Source organism: Anaerostipes sp., from assembly GCF_018381315.1.
Taxonomy (GTDB): domain Bacteria; phylum Bacillota; class Clostridia; order Lachnospirales; family Lachnospiraceae; genus Anaerostipes.
The window spans coordinates 106,516-132,761 of the sequence record NZ_JAGZSD010000005.1; the positions used below are offsets into that span (position 1 = coordinate 106,516).

The 26,246-nt window shown below is 44.1% G+C and carries 22 protein-coding genes; 1 reads left to right on the forward strand and 21 read right to left on the reverse strand.

The annotated features are described in order from the left end of the window. Positions 1–5 precede the first annotated feature (5 nt). The 16 genes from pknB to KH180_RS05605 all read right to left on the reverse strand — a co-directional run bounded on the left by pknB (position 6) and on the right by KH180_RS05605 (position 19,861). On the reverse strand, positions 6–1,793 hold the full coding sequence (gene pknB, locus KH180_RS05530; RefSeq protein ID WP_290757538.1) for a Stk1 family PASTA domain-containing Ser/Thr kinase: 1,788 nt from the start codon (positions 1,791–1,793) through the stop codon (positions 6–8). Next, positions 1,787–2,524, reverse strand: a complete 738-nt coding sequence (locus KH180_RS05535; RefSeq protein ID WP_290757540.1) for a Stp1/IreP family PP2C-type Ser/Thr phosphatase — start codon at positions 2,522–2,524, stop codon at positions 1,787–1,789. The genes pknB and KH180_RS05535 overlap by 7 nt, the downstream gene beginning before the upstream one ends. A gap of 1 nt (position 2,525) precedes the next feature. After that, positions 2,526–3,590, reverse strand: coding sequence for a 23S rRNA (adenine(2503)-C(2))-methyltransferase RlmN (gene rlmN, locus KH180_RS05540; RefSeq protein ID WP_290757543.1), 1,065 nt, complete (start codon positions 3,588–3,590; stop codon positions 2,526–2,528). Next, positions 3,587–4,933 (reverse strand): 16S rRNA (cytosine(967)-C(5))-methyltransferase RsmB, encoded by a 1,347-nt coding sequence (rsmB, locus tag KH180_RS05545; RefSeq protein WP_290757546.1) that lies wholly within the window; start codon positions 4,931–4,933, stop codon positions 3,587–3,589. The genes rlmN and rsmB overlap by 4 nt, the downstream gene beginning before the upstream one ends. 1 nt (position 4,934) lies before the next feature. Next, entirely contained in the window at positions 4,935–5,864 is a 930-nt protein-coding gene (gene fmt, locus KH180_RS05550) for a methionyl-tRNA formyltransferase (protein ID WP_290757549.1), read from the reverse strand. Positions 5,865–5,877: 13 nt separating this feature from the next. Further along, a complete protein-coding gene (gene def / locus KH180_RS05555) occupies positions 5,878–6,351 on the reverse strand; it encodes a peptide deformylase (RefSeq protein WP_290757552.1) in 474 nt (157 codons plus the stop codon). Positions 6,352–6,390: 39 nt separating this feature from the next. Continuing rightward, entirely contained in the window at positions 6,391–8,616 is a 2,226-nt protein-coding gene (gene priA / locus KH180_RS05560) for a replication restart helicase PriA (RefSeq protein WP_290757555.1), read from the reverse strand. Positions 8,617–8,619: 3 nt separating this feature from the next. Then, positions 8,620–9,969 (reverse strand): phosphoglucosamine mutase, encoded by a 1,350-nt coding sequence (glmM, locus tag KH180_RS05565; RefSeq protein ID WP_290757557.1) that lies wholly within the window; start codon positions 9,967–9,969, stop codon positions 8,620–8,622. A 121-nt stretch (positions 9,970–10,090) separates the two neighbouring features. Beyond that, positions 10,091–10,510, reverse strand: coding sequence for a Fur family transcriptional regulator (locus tag KH180_RS05570; protein ID WP_290757560.1), 420 nt, complete (start codon positions 10,508–10,510; stop codon positions 10,091–10,093). 120 nt (positions 10,511–10,630) lie between these two features. Further along, entirely contained in the window at positions 10,631–11,479 is an 849-nt protein-coding gene (locus KH180_RS05575) for an endo alpha-1,4 polygalactosaminidase (RefSeq protein WP_290757563.1), read from the reverse strand. Between the two features lie 14 nt (positions 11,480–11,493). Next, complete coding sequence (locus tag KH180_RS05580; RefSeq protein ID WP_290757565.1) at positions 11,494–12,708, reverse strand: deoxyguanosinetriphosphate triphosphohydrolase family protein; 1,215 nt, start codon at positions 12,706–12,708, stop codon at positions 11,494–11,496. A gap of 112 nt (positions 12,709–12,820) precedes the next feature. Continuing rightward, entirely contained in the window at positions 12,821–13,699 is an 879-nt protein-coding gene (locus KH180_RS05585; RefSeq protein WP_290757569.1) for a phosphatidylserine decarboxylase, read from the reverse strand. 12 nt (positions 13,700–13,711) lie between these two features. Then, positions 13,712–14,323: a CDP-alcohol phosphatidyltransferase family protein gene (locus KH180_RS05590; protein ID WP_137329301.1), complete on the reverse strand. Its 612-nt coding sequence runs from the start codon at positions 14,321–14,323 to the stop codon at positions 13,712–13,714. An 11-nt stretch (positions 14,324–14,334) separates the two neighbouring features. Then, on the reverse strand, positions 14,335–15,357 hold the full coding sequence (locus KH180_RS05595; protein ID WP_290757579.1) for a lysylphosphatidylglycerol synthase transmembrane domain-containing protein: 1,023 nt from the start codon (positions 15,355–15,357) through the stop codon (positions 14,335–14,337). Then, positions 15,347–16,063 carry a phosphatase PAP2 family protein gene (locus KH180_RS05600; RefSeq protein ID WP_290757582.1) on the reverse strand — a complete coding sequence of 239 codons (717 nt, stop codon included), beginning with the start codon at positions 16,061–16,063 and terminating at the stop codon, positions 15,347–15,349. The genes KH180_RS05595 and KH180_RS05600 overlap by 11 nt, the downstream gene beginning before the upstream one ends. A gap of 120 nt (positions 16,064–16,183) precedes the next feature. Further along, entirely contained in the window at positions 16,184–19,861 is a 3,678-nt protein-coding gene (locus tag KH180_RS05605; protein ID WP_290757585.1) for an efflux RND transporter permease subunit, read from the reverse strand. Positions 19,862–19,996: 135 nt separating this feature from the next. Between KH180_RS05605 and KH180_RS05610 the strand changes: the two genes are divergently transcribed. Continuing rightward, the gene (locus KH180_RS05610) at positions 19,997–20,638 is read left to right on the forward strand and encodes a superoxide dismutase (protein ID WP_290757588.1); all 642 of its coding nucleotides are present in this window, start codon (positions 19,997–19,999) and stop codon (positions 20,636–20,638) included. A gap of 90 nt (positions 20,639–20,728) precedes the next feature. On the opposite strand, the gene guaB is transcribed toward KH180_RS05610, so the two are convergent. From guaB to KH180_RS05635, 5 genes are all read right to left on the reverse strand, one after another. Continuing rightward, positions 20,729–22,183, reverse strand: coding sequence for an IMP dehydrogenase (guaB, locus tag KH180_RS05615; protein WP_290757590.1), 1,455 nt, complete (start codon positions 22,181–22,183; stop codon positions 20,729–20,731). Between the two features lie 124 nt (positions 22,184–22,307). Then, positions 22,308–22,676 (reverse strand): PTS glucitol/sorbitol transporter subunit IIA, encoded by a 369-nt coding sequence (locus tag KH180_RS05620; protein WP_290757593.1) that lies wholly within the window; start codon positions 22,674–22,676, stop codon positions 22,308–22,310. Between the two features lie 15 nt (positions 22,677–22,691). Next, the gene (gene gltA, locus KH180_RS05625; protein ID WP_290757595.1) at positions 22,692–24,080 is read right to left on the reverse strand and encodes an NADPH-dependent glutamate synthase; all 1,389 of its coding nucleotides are present in this window, start codon (positions 24,078–24,080) and stop codon (positions 22,692–22,694) included. Positions 24,081–24,082: 2 nt separating this feature from the next. Beyond that, a complete protein-coding gene (locus KH180_RS05630) occupies positions 24,083–24,904 on the reverse strand; it encodes a sulfide/dihydroorotate dehydrogenase-like FAD/NAD-binding protein (protein WP_290757598.1) in 822 nt (273 codons plus the stop codon). A 325-nt stretch (positions 24,905–25,229) separates the two neighbouring features. Next, positions 25,230–26,075: a hypothetical protein gene (locus tag KH180_RS05635; protein WP_290757599.1), complete on the reverse strand. Its 846-nt coding sequence runs from the start codon at positions 26,073–26,075 to the stop codon at positions 25,230–25,232. Positions 26,076–26,246: the final 171 nt, after the last annotated feature.

The window sequence follows — 26,246 nt, forward strand, 5'->3', positions numbered from 1 at the left end:
TGACCTTACTCCTCTGATTCTTCTGTATTTTCTTCTGTAGTCGGCTGTTTTCCAAGACTAATCACAACACCAACGCCTGTTCCCTTAGTAACCTTTTTCCCCGCTTTCGGAGACTGGCTTATAATACAGCCTTTAGGAACCGTATTGTTGTACTCCTGAGAAGATACGATCAGTTTCAGCCCTTCGGCACTCAGCAACTTTCTTGCATCTTTTTCTGTCTTAAATCCAATCTCAGGCACTGTCACTTTATCTTCTCCCTTGCTGACTGTAATGGTCACTTTGGAGCCTCTGGAAATCCTGTTTCCTGCTCCTGGAGACTGTGATATCACGTCGCCTTCATCTACAGTAAAACTGAACTTGGTGGATACGGACACTTTGAATCCCTGCTCAGATAAAATCTTTGTCGCAGACTTCTGGCTGTATCCCCGCACATCCGGCACTTCAACCCTGCTCTCTCCGCTGCTTACGGTCAGTACGATTGTTGTCCCCTCCTCTACTTCCTGGTCTGATTCCAGGCTCTGGCGGATCACATATCCGGCCTCATAAGACGAGGAAGCCTCTGTTTTCCGTTCTACTTTCAAGTCTTCCCCGATAGATGCAAGTGCAGCATCATAAGTCATGCCCACATAGTTTTCTACAGGAACCTTAGCCAGTTTCTCCGTTGTGCTTTCCTCCGTAGTTGTAAGCTTTTCCGTTGTGGCATTGTCACCGGAACGGAACAGGCCCGAACTGTTGATAACCAGAACAATAATAGAGATGAGGATAATGGCTCCGACCACTGCGGCCAAAACTACGACCAGCTTTTCCAGCTTGGAGTTCATCCCTCTTTCTTCTTCCTCATCGTCTTCCACGAACCCGGATTCTTCTTCCGGTTCTTCCTCCTCCGGCTCTTCCGGCCGCACAAACTCTTTTGTATTGAGCAGCTGCGTCGGTGAGTCATCCACAAACGGAGCCATTCCCACATAGCTTCCTTTTGTGTCTTCAAAAACAAGCCTCAGATCTTCCATCAGTTCATTCACAGACTGGTAGCGGTCTTCGGGCTTTTTCATCGTACATTTTAAAATGATCTTTTCCAGGCTCTCCGGAATATCTTCGATCAGCTCTCCGGGGGATGTGATCTCATTCTGCAGATGCATCAAAGCGATGGTCACTCCGTTTTCATGATCAAACGGAACCTGGCCCGTGGCCATTTCATACATTGTGATGCCAAGGGAATAAATATCGCTTTTCTCATCGCAGTATTTGCCTTTTGCCTGCTCCGGGGAAATATAGTGTACTGATCCGATGGCTGTAGATGTGACTGTATTGGAGTTTGCCGCTTTTGCAATCCCAAAATCCGTCACCTTTACCTGCCCGGAATCTGAAACTAAAATATTCTGCGGCTTAATGTCTCTGTGAATCGTGTGGTGTTCATGGGCATGCCCGATGGCAGAGGCTATCTGCAGAGAAAGTTCCACCGTTTCCTTTGCAGAAAGATGACCCTTTTTCTTGATATATTCTTTCAGGGTAATGCCCTCTGCAAGCTCCATGACAATATAATTGACACTGCCTTCCTGACCTACATCATAGACATTCACAATGTTTGGATGGGCCAGCCTTGCAACCGCCTCTGCTTCCACCTGAAACTTTTTCAAAAACTTTTCATTATCGACATATTCATTTTTTAACACTTTAATTGCGACGTTCCGGTTCAGTTTATGACACTTTGCCATGTATACGTCAGCCATTCCGCCAGTACCAATTTTTTTCAGGATTTCGTAACGTCCTCCTAAAATGGTTCCTGCTTCTAACATGTGATCTCACCTCGCTCCCCCAGCGCTACGATCACCAGGGATATATTGTCTTTGCCGCCGTATTCGTTGGCCCTGTTCACCAACTGGGCTGCCTTATTTTCCAATTGACTGTGATCTAACAGGAGTTCCTTGATTTCGTCATCTGCAACCATGCTTGTCAAGCCGTCGCTGCACAAAAGCAAATATCCGCTTTTCTTCGGCAGCTCAAAAAAATCCGGAACAGACTCTATGCCTGCGCCGATGGCTCTCGTGATCAAATTTCTCTTCGGATGCTGCCTCATCTGGCCCCGTTCAATTTCACCGGCCTTCACCAGCTCTTCCACAAATGAATGGTCGGTTGTAATCTGTACTAAATCCTGATCTGCAAAATACAGACGGCTGTCTCCGATATTCATTACAAAAATACTTTCTTCTGTCACAGTTGCTGCTACCATAGTTGTTCCCATGCCTGCATATTCTTCTTCCTGGCATTTCAGTAATATTTCGCCGCTGACCTTGTGCAGTGCTTCCTTCATGATCTCAATCGGATCTGAGTTCTCAATCTCACGTATTAATTCCACAAAACGCCTGACAGCCAAAGAAGACGCAAAGCCTCCTGCTTTGTGGCCTCCCATGCCGTCTGCAACGATATACAAATTATCCAATTGTCCTACAGGTACATCAGAGTAAAAGATTGTGTCCTGATTTTCAGACCGTACTTTTCCTCTGTGAGAAGTTCCAACGGATTGCATCTTAGTTCTCCTTTTTCATCCGGATTTCGTGTTTATCCACAGAATCCAGCTTTTTTCTTCTTAATTGTCCACAGGCAGCGTTGATATCTCTGCCCATTTCTCTTCTTATGGTAACATTTACACGATTTTTTTCAAGTATGTTTTTGAAGTCGTTTACGAATTCAGGCATCGACTGACGGAAATCCCTTTCCTTTATAGGATTCACAGGAATCAGGTTTACATGACATGCAAAACCTTCTAAACACCTGCAAAGCTCCTCTGCATTCTGAGGACTGTCATTCACTCCTGCCACAAGGCTGTATTCAAACGTAATCCGCCTGCCGGTCTGCTGAAAATAATATTTACAGGCGGACAGCAGTTCTTCTATAGAATACTGGTTTGCTACCGGCATCAGGGACTTTCTCATGTCATCATTGGATGCGTGGAGGGAGATAGCCAGAGTCATCTGGAGCTTTTCACCGGCAAGTTCCCTGATCTTAGGCACCAGTCCGCAAGTAGACACCGTAAGGTTTCTCTGACTTAAGTTCAGCCCCTTTTCATCGGTCAAAAGCCTGATAAACGTTAAGAGGTTTTCATAATTATCCAGCGGCTCCCCGGTTCCCATAACGACCACATTGGACACCCGCTCCCCCGTTTCTTTCTGAATATAATAAATCTGTCCCAGCATCTCTGAGGGAAGAAGATTGCGGTCCAAACCTCCAAGAGTAGAAGCACAAAACTTACAGCCCATCCTGCATCCTGCCTGGGATGATATACAGACAGAATTGCCGTGTTTGTATTTCATAAGAACACTCTCAATAATATTCCCATCATTCAGCTGAAATAAATATTTTCTGGTGCCGTCAATCTTTGAAACATAGGTTTCCACTGCCTGAAGCTCTCTCACTTCATACTCTTCAAGCAGCTTTTCCTTCAGTACCTTCGGAAGATTGTTCATCTCATCCAGCGAGGAAGCCAGCCTTTTATGGAACCACTCAAATATCTGCTTTGCCCTGAACTTTTTTTCACCTGCTTGTTCCACTGCCAGCTCAAGCTCCCCCAGTGTCATTGATTTTAGATCCTTCATTTTACTCTCCTAAGTTTTCCTATAAAAAATCCGTCGCACGGATGAATCCCCGGAAGCAGCTGGATATAGCCTTCTTTTGAGGTCTCAATGTTTAGTTGTTCCGGGAGCAGTGAGGTAATGTCCTCCGGTTCAAATCCTGGCTGGCCCGCAAGCCATTGGAAATTTTCTTCATTTTCTTTCGGATTGATGGTGCATGTAGAAAATACCAGAGAACCTCCCGGTTTTACATAAGACACTGCTGTTTTCAGTATTTCTCTCTGAAGGAAAACCAGCTCTTCCAGAACTTTTTCTTCCAGATTATATTTGATGTCATGCTTCTTTCCCATGATTCCCAAACCGGAACAGGGAACATCACATAAAACTATATCTGCCGCATCTTCCATGTCTTCGTCCAGTATCCTGGCATCCCATATCTGGGATCTGATGTTTTGAAATCCGGTTCGTTCAATGTTTTCCTCCAGCAATTCTTCTTTATATTCTGTCAGATCTCTGGCCAAAACCTGCCCTGTCCCATGGAGTTTATCTGCCATATACAGAGCCTTTCCTCCGGGAGCACTGCACATATCGAGAATTATCTGTCCTTCCTTTACATCTGCAATTTTTCCCGCAAGCATAGAACTCTCATCCTGTACAATAAAACGTCCCTCGCGGAATGAGGACAGACGTTTTAAAAAGTCATAATGTGAGATATATAACGCTTCCGGAAGCAGATCTCCATCTCTTACTGTAATACCCTCTTTCTCCAGAGAGGCCACCAGTTCTTCTCTGGATCCGCTGCTTTCCAGCCATGACAAGGTAGTTTTCTTGGGTTCCAGAAAAGAGCGCAGGATTGTCTCTGTCTCCTGCTCTGTATAATTTTGGAGAAAATGACGGACGATCCACTCAGGCATAGAGCAGGAAACTGACAGGTATCTTACTGGCTCCTTTTCCCTGGAAGGAAAAGGTATACTGTCTTTTTGCCGGGAAATGGTTCTCAGCACTCCGTTGACAAATCCAGATAATTTAGAAAATCCTCTTTTTTTTGCAAGCTTAACACACTCGTTGCAGGCTGCTGAATCAGGAATCTGATCCATAAACAGGATTTGATAGACTCCCATCCTGAGCAGAGACCGTACCAGTGGTTTCAGTTTGTTTACCTTCATCTTGGAATACTGGTTTAACACATAGTCAATAGTCAGCTGCCGCTCCAGAGTTCCCTGGCAAAGGCGGGTAAAGAATGCCCGGTCCTTTTTTTCGCTGAACTGATATTTTTCAAGGGTCTCACCTATGACAATATGGGACAATGATTCTTTTTTGTCTACTTTCATCAGAACATCTAAAGCTGATTCTCTCGGATTCTGCATATTACTCTCCTAATATCGTTCCGGTTTCTACCTTGGAGCCTGCCAAAAATGCCTGGACAGCCATCCGTTTCTTTCCGGGCAGCTGAATCTCATTAAGTGCCAGGGCATTCTTTCCGCAGGCTACCACGATCTGTTTTTTCGTCACCTGTATTACAGTACCCGGTTTCTCTTCTCCGTCATATGCAGCTTCATCTGCATCCCAGACCTTTACAGTCCTTCCTTCAAATTCTGTATAGGCGCTTGGCCACGGATTCAGTCCCCGCACCCACTGTTCGATTTCTGCTGCACTCTTTGTAAAGTCAATCCGTCCCATCTCTTTGCTCAGCATAGGGGCATAGGAACTGTCCTCATCCTCCTGTTTTGTTCTCACTGCCGTCCCGTCTTCCAGTTTCCTTAATGTCTCAATGAGAAGATCCGCTCCCAGCACCATAAGCTTATCATGAAGAGTCCCTGATGTTTCCTTCTTATCCAGAGGAATGACTGCTTTATCAATCATATCTCCCGTATCCAGGCCTTTTTCCATATACATGGTAGTGATCCCTGTCTCCTTTTCCCCGTTTAAGACTGCCCACTGGATTGGTCCTGCTCCCCGGTATTTCGGAAGAAGGGATCCGTGCACATTGATGCATCCGTATTTGGGGATATTCAGAATTCGTTCCGGCAGAATCTGTCCGTAAGCCACTACAACAATAACATCCGGGCTCAGCTTTTCCAGAGTGTCTATAAACTCTTCATCCCTGGCTTTTGCCGGCTGAAGGACCGGAATCCCATGTTTCAGGGCAGCTTCCTTTACCGGCGGAAAGGATACTTTTTTGCCTCTTCCTCTCTGCTTATCCGGCTGGGTAACTGCTGCTGCCACATGGTGGCATTCAATCAGTTTTTCTAAAGTGGGAACCGCAAATTCCGGCGTCCCCATAAATACAACGTTCATCGTATCCTCCCTGCTATTCTTCTTCCTCATCTGCATCTCTTACTGGTTCCTCTGCCACATCCGGATAAAGAACCCCGTCTAAATGGTCAAGTTCATGGCAGATTGCTCTTGCCAGAAGCCCTTCCCCTTCCACAGTGACCGGGTTCATATCCCGGTCCAAAGCTTCACAGATAACATGATTCGGACGCTTTACCACTGCCACCTTGCCCGGCAAGCTTAAGCATCCCTCATCTCCGATCTGTTCTCCGTCTTTTTCCACGATCTTGGGATTGATCAGTACCAGCGGCTGTCCCTCATATGTGTCAATGACCACGAGCCGCTTCAGGATTCCTACCTGGGGTGCCGCAAGTCCCACACCGTAAGCCTGATACATTGTTTCAAACATATCATCGATCAGTGTCTGAAGCCTTGGTGTCATTTCTTTTACTTCTTTTGATGATTTTCTGAGGACGTCATCCCCCATTTTTCTGATGTTTCTGATTGCCATGAATACTTCTCCTTCTCAAATGTTCTATCTTTCATAACCTTAATAACTGCTCATTGGATTAAAGTCGAATGTAATGTGAATATCCTTCGGCAGTTCCTGCCGCTCAATCCACAATTCCAGCCGGTCTTTTACTCTGACAAGCTGCTGGTAATCCTTCTCTTTCACATATAATACCTGCCGGTAAATATCATTCACTTTTGCCAGAGATGCTTCCCCCGGCCCAATAACCCGGATTCCGGAATTGTTTATGACTCTTCCCATACGCTGTGCAGTCTGCCTGCACAGTTCCTCATCCGGTCCGGCAAGAAGAACCGTAAGCATCTGCCAGACCGGCGGGTAACACAGCATAGTCCGGTATGCGATCTCCTGCTGATAAAACTCTTCATAATCCTGGCTGGCTGCCGTTACGATACAGTAATGTTCCGGAGAATAGGTCTGGATCACTACCTCTCCGGCTTTCTCTCCCCGTCCGGCCCTGCCGGCTGCCTGGGTTAAAAGCTGAAATGTGCGTTCCGCTGCCCGGAAATCATTGGCATGCAGAGACAAATCTGCCGCCAGGATCCCCACCAGCGTTACATCGGCAAAATCATGCCCTTTTACGATCATCTGGGTACCCACAAGAATATCCGCTTCACCGCCGGAAAATGCTTTTAGTATCTGCTCGTGGCTGTGCTTTCTTTTTGTGGTATCCATATCCATGCGCAGTACCCTTGCCTCAGGAAATTCTTTTTTGATTGCCGCCTCTACCTTTTGGGTACCCAGGCCAAAAGTACCGATAAACGGGCTGCCGCACTCCGGACAGGTCTCGGGCATAACCTCCTCATACCCGCAGTAATGGCACCGGAGCTTTCCATCTCTGTGATATGTAAGCGATACATCACAGTGCGGACACTGCATAACAGCCCCGCAGCTTCTGCAGGATACAAACCCTGCATAGCCTCTGCGGTTTAAAAACAGCATAATCTGCTCTTTCTTTTGAAGCCGGTCCTCTATCAGTTTGTACAGTCTCCGGCTGAACATGCTGCGGTTTCCCTGTTTTAATTCTTCCCTTAAATCCTCAATGTAGACATCCGGCAGAACCGCTTCCTTCGCCCGTTCTTTTAGTGTCCACAGCCTGTATTCCCCGTCAAGGGCTTTTTGATAGCTCTCCAGGGAAGGTGTGGCTGATCCCAGGATTACGGCTGCATCCTCCATCTCAGCTTTTTTAAGTGCTACCTCCCTTGCATGATATTTGGGCGTCTGTTCGCTTTTATAGCTTCCCTCATGTTCTTCATCTATGATGATGAGTCCAAGATTAGGAAATGGTACAAACAAAGCCGATCTTGGCCCGATGATAATATCAATCTCTCCATTTTTGGCACGGAGCCACTGGTCGTACTTTTCTCCTTTTGACAGTCTGGAGTTCAGGATAGATACCCGGTCTCCAAACCGCTTCGTAAAGCGGCAGACCGTCTGATAGGTAAGTGCAATCTCAGGGATCAGCACAATGGCCTGCTTTCCCATCCTGACTGCTTCCCCGATCGCTGCCAGATAAACTTCTGTTTTCCCGCTCCCGGTAACTCCGTGAAGCAGGTAAGTTTTTCTCTCTCCGGAAGCGTAGTCTGCTTTAAACTCCTGTATCAGCCTCTCCTGGCCATCATTCAGAGGAAGAGGCTCCCCGGTCCTGAGACCTTTTGGATTCGGGTTTCTATAAAACTGCTCCCTCTCCACACAGATAATTCTGTCCTTGGCCATGCTTTCCACTGTTGTTCTTGGAATCTTTAAATTTTTCATGACAAACTCCCAGAAAAGCTCCTGCTTATCCATGAGAGCAGCCAAAAGCCTGGCTTTTGCAACATAATGCTTTCCAAAGTATTCGTCCAGCTGTGACGGGGCTTCTTCTGCGGAAATCAGGAGCCTGACTGTCTTCTTTTCCTTCTGCTTCATTTTATCCTGCACTGGAAGCACAGTCTTCAGCGCCTGTATCATGGTGGAGCCGTAATTTTCTCTGATCCAGTAAGCAAGCTGTATCATTTTGGACTCAGCATCCACACGGTCTTCCTCTATAGAAAGAATTTCTTTTATCTTCCCCGGATCATAATCTGCCCTGTCAGAAATCCTCACCACGTAGCCCTTCTGTTCTCTGTTGCCTGCGCCGAACGGCACGCGGACCGACTGTCCAACCCGTATCTGGTTACATAAGGAAAAAGGCACTCGATATTGAAATACCCGATCCAGTGCCTCGTGCGATATATTGATGATAATATCTGCGTATATTGTTTCCATAGATTATTCGATGACATGCCCCTTCTGGCGCAGCACCTTTACTACACGGTCCACATATTCCCTGCAGATCTCATGGTTTTTTGCTTCTACCATAACACGTATCAAAGGTTCTGTACCGCTTTCCCTTACAAGAATCCTTCCGTCATCTCCAAGTTCTTTCTCCACAGCTTCCACAGCCGCAGCCACGTCTGCATCCTCCCTGGCATCTTTTTTATCTCTGACCTTGACATTTTCAAGGATCTGCGGATAGATCTCCACATCCCTTACCAGCTGTCCCAGAGACTGCTTCTGTTCCAGCATAGCCTCCATCACTTTAAGGGAAGTAAGGATTCCGTCTCCTGTGGTTGCAAACTTGCTGAAAATAATATGTCCGGACTGCTCCCCGCCCAGGCCGTGCCCGTTCTTAGACATATTTTCATAGACATACTTGTCACCCACGGCTGTCTTCTCGTAGTCAATTCCTGCTCTGTCAAATGCTTTATAAAGTCCGAGGTTTGACATAACCGTAGTCACGACTGTATTGTTGTTCAGTGCTCCGTGCTCTTTCATGTATTTTCCGCATACATAGAGGATCAGGTCACCGTTTACCTCCGCTCCGTTTTCATCTACAGCGATGCAGCGGTCTGCGTCTCCGTCATATGCAAATCCCACGTCCAGGCGGTTTTCTTTTACAAAGCCCTTGAGGATCTCGATATGGGTTGAACCGCAGTTGGTATTAATATTCGTGCCGTCCGGCTCATTGTTGATAACATAAACTTCTGCTCCAAGTGTCTCAAATACATTCTTTGCGATACTTGAAGAACTTCCGTTGGAACAGTCAAGGCCGACTTTTATATTTTTGAATGACCGGGTGGCAAGAGAAATCAGGTATCCTATGTAGCGGTTCCTTCCGGAAGCATAATCCTTTGCCCTGCCGATATCACTCTTTGTTGCAAACGGCAGTTCACCGATTTCGCCGTCAATATACGCCTCTATCTGATCTTCGATCTCTGCTTCCATCTTATGCCCTTTGGCATTGATCAGCTTAATCCCGTTGTCGTAATAAGGATTATGGCTGGCTGAGATCATAATTCCGCAGTCAAACTGCTCCGTGCGCACCACATAGGACACGCTCGGTGTTGTTGTTACATACAGCATATAAGCATTGGCCCCTGATGCGGTCAGTCCGGCCACCAGCGCATGCTCAAACATGTAACTGCTTCTTCTGGTATCTTTCCCGATAACTACTTTAGGACGTTTTTTATCCTTTCCTAAATGCCATCCCAGAAATCTTCCCACTTTATATGCATGCTCTACTGTCAGATCGATATTTGCCTCTCCCCGGAAGCCGTCTGTGCCAAAATATTTTCCCATGATTGATTGACCTCTTTCTCATAATTGATTTTTGAATAAATTAATCTAGACTGTATTATAACATAAAGTATCAGGAATGAAAAACAAAAACTGCGGAGCAGAAAATCCTGTTCCGCAGCTTTTAACTGCTTTTCCGGCTGACTTTTACAACAACGGAAATATCTTCATCTTTTATTTCGCCCAAAGCCCTGAGCATCTTTTTCAGTGCAGGATACCAAATATCTTTCGGCAGTTCCTTCATCTCTTCTTTTGTGAGAAGAGTCGTCTGATCCTTCTTCGTCCCGAACAGTCCTTCGTAGCAGATCTCATACTGCTTCCCCCGGTCGATAACTCCAAGCTCTTCCAGTGTATTCATCATCCGGTAGACCGTAGCTCTTCCGATTGCCGGATCGATTTTGCTGGCTTCATAAAATATTTCTTTGCAGCAGGAACAGTTATTTTTTAAAATCACATCTAAAATCACTTTTCTCTGATTTGTAATCCGAAGCCCCTGCTCCCGAAGCTGCTCTATGATCTTTTCCCGGCTAAGTTCTGTGGTCATAATTCCTCCCGTTTACATCTGCCTTTTTGCCGCTTCTCTCAAAATTGATAACCAATATCATTTACAGTTTTATCATACGCAACTTCTCTTCACTTGTCAAGTTATTTTTGATATCAATTCTCAGAATCCCAAATCCGCTGACTGCGAAATATAATACGTCCAATGTTTCTTTCTGCAGTATTGCCGGATAGTTTTTTTTAATTTGGGATCTTTCGTATACTCCAAAAGGTAAACTTTCTTTTTCTTCCCTGAAATCAGCTTTAAGTAGTCCAGAAAGTATTTTTTATCCTCTGCTCTTGCTTTTTTTAACTTTTTCTTCTTGAAATCAATCCTTGTAAAGACCTCCTCCTGATTGACTCCGGTAAGAATAGAGCCGAGCTTTCTGTTGTTTTTATAATACCTTCTGACATAAGTATCCCCGCCATTCAGTATGACTGCTTTCTTCGGATAAGACCGCAGATTCAAAAGAATCTTCGTCACGCCGCGGTAAATCTTCTTTTGAGGAAATTCCGCATAGACATCACAGTTATCCACAAAAAAACCATCCACTCCTTTTTTGGCCAGCTGATCTGCCAGCTGCTTGATTTTATTCTGCCAGGCCTTTCTGGATACATCTGTCCAATACTCTCCTCCCCAATTTTCATAGGGTTTCAGTGTATATTTTCGGTACTTTTTATAATAAGGGCGGAATGTTTCCAGAGACCCTATATTTAAATAGCTGTAAACCGTATGACCCTGCTTTTTCAGTTTCCTGATATCCTTTTTCTTAAAATACTGTGCGTCAATGACAATGGTTTTATATTTTTTTAATCTGCCCATATCTTTTCTGTCCGCATTTAAAAATACACCGTAGGAATAGGTGAATTTCTTCTTTTTTCCTGCCTTCACCTCAGACTGCACAGCCAGAAAAAGTATCATCATAAAGATACATGTTAGTTTCAAAGCCCTGTTCTTTTTGTATCCGCCCATATCTGCTGTCTCCTTTATTCCTGTTCATTGAAATAAGACATATAATTGACGCGGCACTTTCCATCCGGGAATAGATAATGATAAAAGTCCACAAAATAATCATCTGTCATGCTTGCAATATAATCCACTACGATTTGGTTGGGTTCCTCATCTCTATAGGCACCTGATGCCACATAATGGGCTCTTGCGTCCTCTACATACTCGATGTGATGTTTAAAAATAACTGAATTCTCATCACCTTTTATCAAATCAGAATACAGCTTTTCATATACCTCTCTGAACATAGGCGCTACATTCTCAGAATAAATGCGGTCCAGCTTTTTATTAAAGTAAATCTGCTTATAGTTTTCTTTCTTTGCAGTTCTCAAAGCATCATAATACTCAGCATCCAGCATAATATAATCTTTCCGGTAACTGTTTTCCACAATGTTCACCGTCAGATTATTGATGATCTCCGCATTCTCCACCCCGATTTCTCCCTGGGTAAAAATTCCGCTGTCTTCGATGAGCTTCGCTTTTTTTGCATCCTGCCGGTCCTTTCCGAGATAAGCCACCATATCACAGATCCTCACCACACATCCTTCCAAAGTAGAGGGAATGAGAGTCTTAATATAAGCCTCATCTCTGCTGCACTGTTCTGTCTTTTCATAAAACTCATCAAAAGAAGCCATATGGCATGGACGGTACTCCCGCTGCTCAAACTCCCCGTTATGGCACAGAATTCCGTCCAGCGTCTGCAGAGAAACATTTCTGTTAAACATTCCATCCAAGACCCGCACGCTCTGAACGTTGTGCTGAAAGCAGCGTCCTGTTTTCTCATGGTATATCTGGTTTAAATAACGTTCTCCGGCATGACCGAACGGTGTATGCCCGATATCATGTCCCAGAGCAATCGCTTCAATCAGGTCACAGTTTAAACCAAGGAGCCTGCCGATATTCCTTGCAATTCTGGACACGAGCTGGACATGGAGGGACCTCCTTGATATATCGTCATTTAAGTAAAATGAAAAAACCTGTGTTTTATCGGTATAGCGGTTATAATATGGAGAATGAATAATCTTCTCCACATCCCTGACAAATGCCGGCCTCCAGAGACTGGCGCCATCCCGTTCGGCATCTTTACGGATCACTTGTTCATCCCGGCAGGCAGACGGATTCTCCCATCCTTTCTGCCGGTCCCTTATGATCTCCTGCTGCAGCTCTTTTGATAATTCATGATAATGAAGCATTTTCTCCTCCTTTTGAATAAATTGGGCAAGTGCGCATCCTTCACAAAGTGCTTTTTACTGCATATGGGATTCTGAAGGAATTTCCTATGCAATTGGAAAAAGCCCGCAATCATCATTGCAGACTTTCCTTCCTTCCAACGCCCAGACGCTGTCCTTGTTTTAGTTTTGTCTCACACCCATCCTGAGTCCTGTCCAGAAGGCACTGGTCAATAACCACCTTATCTCCCTCAAAAAGCAGGACGATGGTAGAACCGCCGAATTCAAAATAACCTTTTTCCATACCGCGGGTCATCATACCTTCTTCGTGGTGGTTTACAATCCGCCCCACCATCAAAGCACCCACTTCCATCTGGACTGCATGACCGAAATGCTCTGTTTTCATCATGGTAAATTCCCTGGCATTTTCTTTATAAACAGAAACATAATCATTTGCCACCGGATTTACCGTGTGATACTTCCCTTTTATAAAATAGTTCTTGCTTTTTACACCGTTATCGATATAGCAGTACCTGTGATAATCGTCCACCGTCAGGCGCAGAATAACTGCATAGCCATTCATGAAATGATCTGCAATTTTTTTGCTTCTCAGCAGCGACTCCACCGTATATACTGTATCCTTTACACAAAAGGAAGTTTCCTCTGTGATGCGGTAGGCACTGGCTTTACAGTCGCACGGGCTGAACAGAATCGTCTCATCCTCCGGCAGAGGACGTCTCCCCGGCCTGATTCTTCTTGTAAAAAAATCATTATATGAGGTGTACACTCTGTCTTCATACTCCCTCATATCAATCCTGTTCTTTCTGATAAAACGCTGAATCAGACATTTAGAACAGCGGGTATTTAATATAAATCCTCCCAGCCTTGAAATCCATGGTCTTGTAAGAAATTTAAGCTTTATCCTTCCCAGGAATGTTCCGTAGAGCAGTTTTAAAAACTTATCCTGAAAAGTTTCCTCTTCATAACAGCGGCCGTTTTGGTCTATATACTTCATTGCCTGTCTCCTTTACAGAAAATAAATACGGACTGCCACCAGAATGCCAATGATGACAAATGCGAACATACACTTTTTGCCAGGCTTAAACACACTGAAATCAATCACAAACAAAAGAGAAATGATCAGCACAGCCAGCAGATATATGTAAGGAAACTGAGCGGTAAAAAAACGCTTCAGCTGATATACAATAGGCAGTATCAGCGCCACTGACGTAACCGGGAGCCCCCGGTAATGTTTTCTTCTCTCACTTGTCTCTGCCTGTCTCTGTTCCTCAGTGACATTAAAAAATGCCAGCCGGATCACTGCCCCTAAAATATACATCATATAAATGATCTTTGCGTACCAGGCATCCATTCCCATAGAATATCCAATCACAACCGGGAATGCCCCGAAACAGATCAGGTCACACAGCGAATCAATCTCAATTCCAAATTTCTTTGCATCATCAGAACGTTTGATCATCTTTGCAACAGTCCCGTCATACATATCAGTGAATCCGGATATCATCAGACAAATCATTGCTATTTTAAAGTTGCCGTTAAATGCAGCTGACATGCCGAACACTGCACTCACAACGCCCGCATATGTCAGTATGACTGATACATTATAAAATCCTATCATAATTTAAACCTCTATTCCTTACGCTTTATTGTCACATGTGCCACAAATGTTAAAAATGCACTGATCAGAACCAGCGCATAATAACTGATTCCGCGGCTCAATAACATAGCCGGATACAATAAGTTGCCTCTGAATATTTTTCTGAAAATACTTAAAAACAGTCCCTCACTGATTCCCATTCCTCCCGGCAGCGGCAGCATATCTACAGAAATTGAAATCACACACTGAAGAGCCACAATGTCCACAAATCCAAGTGCAGACAGTCCCAATGCCTTATAAACCAGATATGTGATGGAAAAATGCAGAATCCTCTGCACTAATGTAACCAAAAACATTTCAAAGATCATCAGCTTGTGATTTTTAATAACCGCAGCCGCCTTATGGTAATCCTGCATCCATCCTTCAATCTTGCGGATTCTCTCCTCTTTCTTTTTCAGAATGTGAATCTTTTCCAGTCCCCGTGTCAAAGCCAGCAAAACTCTGGACGCCAAAGTGGGTTCAAAAACAAGCATCAGCATAAGCGCCACACAAAAAATGTTTAAGCCCATTCCAAGATAGAAGAAAAAAGCCACCTGGGATATATAATCCGTAACCAGGCCATGGCGGAAAATAAAGATCACTGCTCCAAGGAAAACAAGGACAAACTTATACAAAATGGTGACGATCATCAGAACCACAGTTCCTACCGATACATCGACCTTATCCCGGTTCATATAGTAAAGCTGGGCCGGCTGGCCTCCTGTCGCTGACGGTGTAATACAGCTGAAAAAAAATCCTACAAATGAATAAAGAATGCAGTGTCTTTTCGGTACGCGGTACCGAAGCACACGAAGCATCCTGTCTATGATAAAAGACTCACAGCAGACAAATATAATAATCAGGGCAAACCCTAATATATAGTAAACAGGACTGACACTTCTCATGACATGCATCAGTTCAGGCAGCTCTTTTCCTCTGAAAATTGCATAAAATGTAAGCCCGAACAGTGCAAAGAAGAAGATGCCGTTGCCAATCCAGCGCTTCTTATTCTCCATAACCTACCTCTTTGTCGATTGCCCTCTCCAAATGTACTCCTCTGTTCACTTTTGTAAAAACTCTCTGCAGCTTCAGATACCAGTCTGTCTTCTGTCCGACCAGATACATAGCTTCTGCCAGCAGAATCCCTGCAATCAGATCTATGATGTAGTGCTGCTTCGTTACCTGTGTGGAGATACATACCAGAACCGCAAAAACACAAGAAAATCTCTGATACCATACAGGAACTTTTTTCTGTCCGCGGATTCCTACATAACAAAACCAGCTGACCAGACAGTGGATTGACGGAAACAGATTTGCCGAGGGATCTATCGTATACACCATTCTCAGCATCTGATCCCAGATCCCGCCTCCGGTTATCTCAGGCCTTGCCAGCGTTGTGGGAATTAACACAAAAAAAACTCCGCAGATAATTCTGGAAAGAAAATCCCCCACCAGGAACCGATATAAATGCTCTTTTCCGATTCTTCCTATCATAATATAATTCACTGCCCAAAAAACATAACAGATCAGATAAATACTTGTAAACCAAGGGACAACCGGCACTGCTCTGTCAAAAGCCGTAGTAAAATCATAATGCTTAAGATCTCTGCACAAAATCTGAGTCCCTGTATAAATCAGTGAATTAAAAGTGAAAGAACAGATCAATGGAAGCACTGCATATTTGGGAATTATATTCCATAAATAACCTTCCTGTTTTTTCATGTTTCACTCCTTTACAAACAAAAACCATGTCATATATATGACATGATTCTTGTTTTATTATAGCTTTCCCTTATCAAAATGTAAAGCCAAGCGCATTTATTTAATACATTTGTAAGAAAATCAAGACCTGCGCTTTTTCTTCTTTCTGTTAAATACAAGGTAAATACAAGGGATGAAAATCAATGTCAGCAAAGTTCCGTAAATCAAGCCTCCAATGGTGACAATCGCCATCGGCTGAACCATCTCTGCCCCTGATCCGATTCCTATTGCCATTGTGGAAAGCCCCAGAATTGTTGTGATGGCTGTCATCAGAATCGGCCGGATTCTCATGGCTCCTGCTGTTATAACAGCGTCCATTATTTCATAACCTTTATCTCTCAGCTGGTTCACAGTATCCACCAGCACGATTCCGTTATTTACAATGATACCGGACAGCATGACGAAACCAATCATTGCGATAATACTCAGATCTTTGCCTGCCACAAACAGCCCGATAAGTCCTCCCGTAAATGCCAGAGGTATCGTAAACAAGATGATAAACGGAGACTTCAGTGACTGGAACTGGGCAACCATAATCAGATACATAAATGCAATAGCCAGTATCAGCATCAGCCCTACCTGTCCTGCTGTCTCATTGATGGATTCCATCTCACCGGCAATTTTATAGCTGTAGCCTGCCGGTGCCTTATATCCCTTCAGCGCCTTGCCCACGTTCTCGCTGACAATTCCGATATTATATCCGTCCTTCAGTTCTGCGGTTACATTCAGGATTCTTTCCTGCCCTGACCTTGAAATTGTAGAAAGGCTGTCAGTGCTGCTGAAGCTGGCAACTTTAGACAGAGCAATTTCTTTGCTCTCTCCTTTTTGAGTTCCGCTGATCTTTATCTTTTTCAGCTGTTTTCTCGTAATATTATCCTTTGTATCATTAGACACTTTAACATCCCACTGCTTCTCGTTCTGATCAATCGTCGTAGCCGTGGAACCTTCCTGAAGCTTGGAGCTTAACTGCTGATAAACCGTAGCCACTGTCAGTCCATATTTTGCTGCCTTTGCTTTATCCACCGTAACATGAATATCCGGAGTCGTTTCTTCCTGACCGTCACTTACATTCTTAGTCCCCTTGACGGATTCTACTTTCTTTGCAATGTCACTGGCTGTCTTCCTGAGGGTATCCATGTCATTTCCCTTAACTTCAATAGAAATGCCGCTTCCCCCAAGGGCGCTCATGTCCATGTTAGACTCCTGCACCTGAATCTCACAGTCGAATTTCTTTGTTTTGTTTAATATCTCATTTTTAATTTCTTTGTTTGTGTTCTTCTTATCTTCCTTCAGCATAATGTAAACACTTGCTGTATCCTGATTTGACTTGCTTGATGATGAAGTGCCTCCAAGCCCTGAGGAACTGCTCACCATAGCACCCACACTGTCTACATCAGGTATCTCTCTTATCTTCTTCATGACAGTATCAGACATGGCTGCTGTGTCACTTAAATCTGAGCCCTTCGGCATCTCAATGGTAAGGCTCATCTCCGTGCTGTCCATGGACGGCATCAGGGAGCTTCCGATCTTTGTAGCTCCGATCACTGCTCCGGCAAACACTGCCAGTGTGAGTATGATCGCAATCCACTTACGCTTGAGAACCTTTTCCATAACACCGCGGTACAGAGACTGCAGCCTGTCAAAAAGTTTATTGTCCTTCTCTGTCACCTTGTGCAGTACACCCGCAGACATCATCGGCACAAAGGTCACCGCTACAATCAGACTTGCAATCAGTGAATATCCGATAGTCAGTGCCATATCAGCGAACAGTTTTTTGGTAAGTCCTGTCGTAAATACGATCGGAAGGAAAACCGAGATCGTTGTCAGGGTGGAGGCCGTTATAGCACCTGCCACTCCCTTGGCTCCTTCAATGGCTGCCTCTTTAACCGGCACTCTCTCTTTCCTCAGCCGGTAAATGTTTTCTATGACAACAATAGAGTTATCTACCAGCATACCGACTCCGAGTGCCAGGCCCGAAAGAGAAATAACGTTCAGGGTAATACCGCTGAAGTACATCATGACCACAGCAAATATGACACTGATCGGAATGGAACAGGCAATGACTGCCGTAGGTTTAATATCCTTTAAGAATATAAGGAGAATCAGCACGGCGAGCACGGCACCCATACCAAGATTCTGCAGAACAGAACCGACTACCATGTCAATATAAATTCCCTGATCCATCAGGTTTGTATAATGCAGCCCGGGGTTTTCTTTTTTGAGGGTATCCAGCTTTTCAGAAACTCTTTTGGATACGTCTGCTGTGGAATAATTATTCTGTTTCTGTACGCTGAGCACCACAGCATCGTTGCCGTTAATCCTGCAGTAAGTATCTTTTTTGTTGTTTACAACTGCCACATCTGCTACATCGCTGAGACGGATCGGAGCAAAATTATCAATGCCCATGTCCATCAATTCCATATCCTCCAGATCTTCCTGGCTGGAAACCTTGTCTCCGACTCTCACCAGATACTGGGTATTGTCCTCAGATATATATCCTGCCGGCATCTCAAAGTTCTGCGCAGTCAGCATGGCTTTTACATTGTCAACAGTGATCTTGTCCTTGATGTCAGCTGCCGCTTTGGCCTGTTTTTTGCTGGCATCCAGCTGCTGCTGTCCCATAATAATCTGGGATTCTCCCTGGGCAATGCCTATCTCTCCTGATGTCATCTGACTGTTGGCATTGGCTGACTGGGCCGTCACTTTCGTCAGATTGGCATCAACCTCTTTTTTGCCTTTCTGTATCTGTTTTAAAGCCTTTTTTAACGCTTCTATATTTTTGTCCAAAGTTTTGATGGTACTGTCCGCTGTCTTAAGCTGTTTTGAAATCTCTGCGATCTGTACCTGCAGCTGCCCTTTCTGCGCAGGGTCCGTCACTGTCTTAAGCTGTTCCTCCAACTGTTTAAGACTTGCTTCTCCCGCCTGCTTTACAAGCTCCAAGGCCTTTTTTTGATTCTCAAGATTTGTCAGTGCACTTGTAACTTCCACTTCCTTCTGGGCAAGGCTTAGTTTTCCGCTGTTTAGAGCAGTCTGCGCTTTTGCCAGTGTATTGTTCAGTTCAGTTCTCTTAGAGTTGAGCTGGGCTTTGCTTCCGTCCAATTTTGATTTTGCACGGTCCAGCTTATCCTGGGCCTCATCAAACTGACCGTTTAAGGCCTTCTGGATCCTTTTATTGAGTGCTTTGATCTTATCTTCATTGATGATTACATTGATATTTTCTTCCAGCATACCGGTCTGGCTTACGGATGCTACGCCTTCCACTGCCTCCACTCCAGGCGATACTTTATCCTTAATCATCTTGGATATTTCAGACATATCCTTTTTGTCGGAATCTATAGCTGTTACAAGTACCGGCATCATGTCCGGATTTAACTTCATAATCGTAGGATTGCCCACCTTGTCAGGCCAATACCCTTTGATCATATCCAGCTTTTCCCTCATATCCAGAGCTGCGGAATCCATGTTGGCATCCCCTTCAAACTCCATATACACGATGGACATATTCTCACTGGATGAAGATGCAACCTGCTTGATATTGGAAATTGTAGCCATAGCCTGTTCTACGGGCTTTGTCACTGCTGTCTCTACTTCTTCCGGAGATGCACCCTGATATGTAGTCATAACAAGAGCATATGGAAGTTCCATACTCGGAAGCAGATCAGTTGTCATTTTTGAAAAAGATACAACTCCCAAAATGATCACCAGGACGACGCCCACAATGACAGTATATGGCTTTCGTACACTAAACTTTGAAAACATGATTTTACCCCTTCTGATTTTTGTATTATAAGAATAATACAATGTTAGCATGACCGCAGAAAGGATTCAAGTTTTTTTGAATAATATTTTGAATTCCAACGTAAAATAAAAAGAAAAAAGGAGAAATATTGAAATATGAATGAGACATATCCATTTTCCCTCGAACCGCTTCCTTACGATTATGATGCACTGGAGCCGGTGATCGACGCTGAAACCCTCAGATTCCATCATGATAAGCATCTTGCTGCTTATGTCGAGAAACTGAATGCTGCCATTAAACCCCATGAGGAGCTTCACAGCATGACGCTGGAACAGCTTCTTACGGAGCCGGAGAAAATCCCGGAGGGCGCAAGAACTGCCACTAAAAACAACGGAGGCGGTGTTTACAACCATCAAGTATATTTTAAGGCTATGGAAAAAGATGAATTCACTACCCCTGAAGGAGAAATCGGAAAAGCAATCGAAAGGGATTTCGGATCTTTGGATGCTTTTATGAAAGAAATGACAGAGGCCGCACTCACACAGTTCGGTTCCGGCTATGGATGGCTTGTTAATCACAATGGGAAACTGGAAGTGATGAAGCTTCCGAATCAGGATGTGCCTCTCAGTGATTCTCTCTATCCCCTGCTCCCGGTAGACGTCTGGGAACACGCATATTACCTTCAGTATCAAAACCGAAGACCGGACTATGTAAACAACTGGTTTTCACTGATCAACTGGGATTATGTGAACAAACGGCTGGAAGACAGCAAAAAATGGTTTGAGGCTCAGCAATAAATTTAGAGAATGGCAAAGCCGCAGTTATTGAAACAACTGCGGCTTTTTGAATTTTTAAGGGTATCAGAGTTTCCCCTTCGTTTTTGGATATTAAACGTCTACACTGTAGTTCGGTGCTTCTTTTGTAATATGAATATCATGCGGATGGCTTTCTTTCAGTGATGCAGCTGTAATCTGTACAAATTGTCCCTTTTCCTGCAGCTCTTCCACTGTCTTAGCCCCACAGTATCCCATGCCGGAACGAAGCCCTCCCAGCAGCTGGAATATAGTATCTTCCGCTGTTCCTCTGTATGCCACACGTCCCTCGACACCTTCCGGTACCAGTTTCTTGGCATTGGTCTGGAAGTAGCGGTCTTTGCTTCCGCATTCCATAGCTGCCAGGGATCCCATTCCGCGGTAAACTTTGTACTTTCTTCCCTGGTAAAGTTCAAATTCTCCCGGGCTTTCGTCACAGCCTGCCATCATGCTTCCGAGCATACATGCGCTGGCACCGGCTGCGATTGCCTTCGTAATATCTCCTGAAAACTTGATTCCACCGTCGGCAATAATTGGAATTCCGGCTTTTTTGGCTTCCTCATATGCACCCATGATAGCGGTAATCTGAGGTACACCGATTCCTGCCACTACACGTGTGGTACAGATGGATCCCGGTCCGATTCCTACCTTTACAGCATCTGCTCCTGCCTCGATCAGTGCTTTCGTACCCTCTGCTGTAGCAACGTTGCCTGCAATTACCTGGAGTTCAGGGTATGCCTCTTTTACCATTCTAACTGCTTTCAGCACATTTGCTGAATGTCCGTGTGCAGAATCAACTACAACCACATCTACATGTGCGTTTACCAATGCAGCTACACGGTCTAAAATATCCGCTGTGATTCCTACGCCGGCACCGCATAAAAGCCTGCCCTGTTCGTCTTTTGCTGCATGTGGATATTTAATCTGTTTTTCTATATCCTTGATCGTGATCAGACCTTTTAAATTAAAATCTTTGTCTACGATCGGAAGTTTTTCTTTTCTTGCCTTTCCTAAAATCTGTTTTGCTTCTTCCAGGGTGATGCCTTCCTGAGCTGTCACCAGATTTTCAGATGTCATGGATTCTTTAATCTTCTTAGAAAAATCCGTCTCAAACTTTAAATCACGGTTTGTGATAATTCCGACCAGTTTGGTTCCCTCAGTAATCGGCACTCCTGAAATACGGTATTTTGCCATCAGATCATCTGCATCCTGAATTGTATGCTCCGGGCTTAAGGAGAATGGATCCGTAATAACGCCGTTCTCTGAACGCTTCACCTTGTCCACTTCATCCGCCTGCTGTGCAATGGTCATATTCTTATGAATGATCCCGATTCCGCCCTGTCTTGCCATTGCAATCGCCATACGGTGCTCTGTCACAGTATCCATGCTGGCACTCATCAAAGGGATATTTAATGTAATCTTATCCGTCAGACGGGTTGCTGTCACAACTTCATTTGCGATTACTTCTGAATATCCCGGCACCAATAATACGTCGTCAAATGTAATTCCCTGGCCAATTAACTTTCCCATTTTTTCCTCGCTTTCTATCTCCTTCGTAATCTAATTTATAGTTTTATACTATAACAAATTCTAAAATCTTTGTCAACAAACAAAGGATTATTGTCTGACAACAATAATCCTTTGTACATTCGTTTTAGTCTTCTCTGATTGAGATCTTTGAACCGGCTTTTAATTTAGGCATCGGATTTGCCTCCACACAGATGCTTCCCGGCAGCCCTGCCTCAGAGGCTCCGCTGAATACCACAGTGAGATGTCCCAATGTCTCTAAATTTGACTGGGCGATTTCTCCTACAGCCGTAATCTTAAATTCGGCATCGTCAATAACCAGTACATTTCCTTTGCTGATCGTTCCGTCTACCTGATTGACATCAATGAAATGACAAAAGTCTTTCAGCGTGTCCGGAACATTCTCACCGAACAGCACAAACATTCCTTCATCATAAAAGGCATCAACCTGGTCTCCCAACTCATAGACAGACGTTTGAAAAATTGTTTTGCTCATATCCTGTCCTCCTGATTATCCTCTTAATTTTTTATCAATCGCTGCAGCTGCTTTCTTTCCGGCACCCATAGCTAAAATAACAGTTGCTGCACCAGTGACAGTATCGCCTCCTGCATAAACACCGTCCTTGCTTGATTCCATTGTCTCTTCGTTGACAATAATTCCGCCCCATTTCTGAACATCCAGTCCCGGAGTGGTCTGGCGGATCAATGGGTTCGGGCTCTGGCCGATTGCAATGACAACTGTATCCACATCAATATCATAGTTTGATCCTTCAACAGGAACCGGAGATCTTCTTCCTGACGCATCAGGCTCACCTAACTCCTGCTTTACGATTTCCATTTTATTTACCCAGCCGTCTTCATTTGCTTTGATGGCAACCGGATTATTTAAGAATTTAAAAATAATTCCTTCTTCTTTTGCATGATGAAGTTCTTCCAGACGGGCCGGTGCTTCTTCTTCACTTCTTCTGTAAACAATATAGACTTCTTCTGCTCCCAGACGCTTTGCTGTTCTGGCTGCATCCATCGCTACGTTTCCTGCTCCCACTACAGCAACTTTCTTTCCGATCTTTACCGGTGTCGGATACTCTGGGAATTCATACCCTTTCATCAGATTCACACGGGTAAGAAATTCATTGGCAGAATAAACACCCAGGTAGTTCTCTCCCGGAATATTTAAGAATCTTGGAAGTCCTGCGCCGCTTCCAACAAAGACAGCCTCATATCCTTCTTCCATCAGTTCATCAATGGTAACGGATCTTCCGACAATTACGTTCGTCTCGATCTTAACACCGAGATTTTCAACAGATTCTATTTCTTTTGCTACAAGGTCTTTCGGCAGACGGAATTCCGGAATTCCATAGCTCAATACTCCGCCCGGTTTATGGAGCGCCTCAAATACTGTAACCTCATAGCCCTTCTTGATCAGCTCTCCGGCACAAGTGATACCGGCAGGTCCGCATCCGACGACTGCTACTTTTTTTCCGTTTTTTTCGATATTTACTTCTGAAGGCTCTGCATTTGCCATATGGTAGTCTGCAACAAACCGTTCCATACGTCCGATACCTACAGGCTCACCTTTGATTCCTCTGACACATTTTCCTTCACACTGGTTCTCCTGAGGACATACACGGCCGCAGATGGCAGGCAGGGCATTTTCGCTTGTGATCACTTCATAAGCACCTTCAAAGTCTCCGGCTGCTACCTTTTCAATAAATTCAGGAATCGGCACATTGACCGGACATCCGTTTACACATGGCTTATTCTTGCAGTTCAGGCAGCGGGTTGCTTCTTCCATAGCCATTTCTTTCGTATATCCCAAAGCAACTTCTTTAAAGTTCTTGTTCCGAACATTCGGATCCTGTTCCGGCATTGCTACTTTATTTGGACTCATATTTGCCATGACTATTTACCCCTCCCAATCTTGCATTCATGCTCTTCTTCTCTAAACATTGTCTGACGTTTCATACACTCATCGAAATCTACCTGGAATCCGTCAAAATCCGGTCCGTCCACACATGCAAACTTTGTTTCTCCGCCTACAGTGACGCGGCATCCGCCGCACATTCCGGTTCCGTCAATCATGATCGGGTTTAAGGATACCATGGTAGGAATATCATGCTGTTTCGTAATATTTACAACATTCTTCATCATAATCAACGGTCCAATGGCAATCACTTCATCGTATTTTACACCTTTTGCGATCTGATCTTCAAGCACGTTGGTAACAAATCCTTTTGTTCCAAGGCTTCCGTCATCTGTGGCAATGAAAACATTTTCACAGAACTCTTCAAATTTTTCTTTTAAGATTACAAACTCTGCGCTCTTGCCGCCGATGATAACATCAACAGGAACTCCCATTTCTGCAAGTTTGCGGAGCTGAGGGTAAAGAGGTGCTGCGCCGACTCCTCCTGCCACACCTAAAACTCTCTCTCTTTTATGTAATATGGATGGCTGTCCAAGAGGACCTACAAAATCGGCTACAAAATCTCCCTCTTTTTTCTTGCTTAATAATTCAGTCGAATATCCAACAACCTGATAAATGATCGTAACAGTTTCTTTCTCTCTGTCATAGTCAGCGATGGTCAAAGGAACCCTCTCTCCATTTTCATCCACACGGATAATGATAAACTGCCCCGGTTCACATTTCCTTGCCACAAACGGCGCGTGAATTTCCATCAATTCAACCAAGTTATTAAGTGTCTCTTTTTTTACTATTTTATACACCAAATACACCTCTTTCTGCATCTTTTAATATCTTTTTTATTATATCGTGAATCTGCACAATAGCAAAGCATTTTTTGCAAATTCTTAAAATACTCTTAATAAAAGCAAAAACAGTACTATGTTTCTGCACAGCAATTTGCTGAAATACTTCTCCGCCAATATAGTATTTCTGCATTTAGGACACAACAAAGCAGGAAGGCCCGCCTCAGGGCCAGAGGCAAATAGATTCCCTGTACATTTGTGCGCATCCTGCACGGAGTGCTTTTTATTTCATAGGGCGAACTTTTCTATGAAACAAAAAGAGAAGGAACATCCGCCCTTCTCCTTATAATATCTTTTTCAGCTTATCACTGTGGCTGATTACTGTCTTTTTCAGAAGCTCAACATCCGTCTCAAGCATCTCCTGCCTTTTTATAAGCATCTGGTATCTGGCCGGATCTTCTCTGTTCTCAAATAAAACATTCAGTTTTGTACAGATCTCATTTTCCAGAATCAGATGGATATTTGAAAATCCGGATTCCATAGCAGTCCTGAGTTCAGATATTTCTGATTCCGTATGTTCGAAACGCTTTTCCATACAGTCTGCCTTTTCTGAAAGGAGGTTTGTCTTCTCTGAGATGAGATCTGTTTTCTCTGTGAGAAAATCTGTCTTCTCTGAGATGAGATCTGTTTTCTCTGTGAGAAAATCTGTCTTTTCTGTAAGAAGATTTGTTTTCTCTGTAAGAGAATTTGTCTTTTCTGTAAGAAGATCTGTTTTCTCTGTAAGAGAATTTGTCTTTTCTGTGAGACGATCTGTTTTCTCTGTGAGAAAATCTGTCTTTTCTGTGAGACGATCTGTTTTTTCTGTGAGAACGTCAGTCCTCTGCAGCAGTATACTGTTTTGTTCACATAATAGCTGTGTTGTTCTGTCTAATTTGTCCGTTTTTTCTTCCAGAGAATCTGTCCTTTTCTTCAGTTCCCGTATGTCATGCTCCATTCTGTCTGTTTTTTCTTCCAGCTTATCTGTCTTGGCTGTAAGAAGATCAACCTTCTCCTCCACACGCCCCGTTCTTTCGCCAAGTGTACCCAGATGGGTGTTCATCTGATACATGTCTGAACTCATTTGATGCATATTGGAATTCATCTGCTGCACCAAATTATATATGTCTTTTATCATTTTTTCTTCCGGCATACGCTCGCCCCCTCCCCTGAGTAAATGTTATTATTTGTAAATATTATACTTTCTTTACTCTTCTTTGTCCAGCTATTTGACATAAAAGACCTTTATTTTGTCATGAAAAAAAGAAGGCTGACAAAAAATCAGCCTTCTTTCTGTTTCTGTATTCCTTTTACATCTGAATCC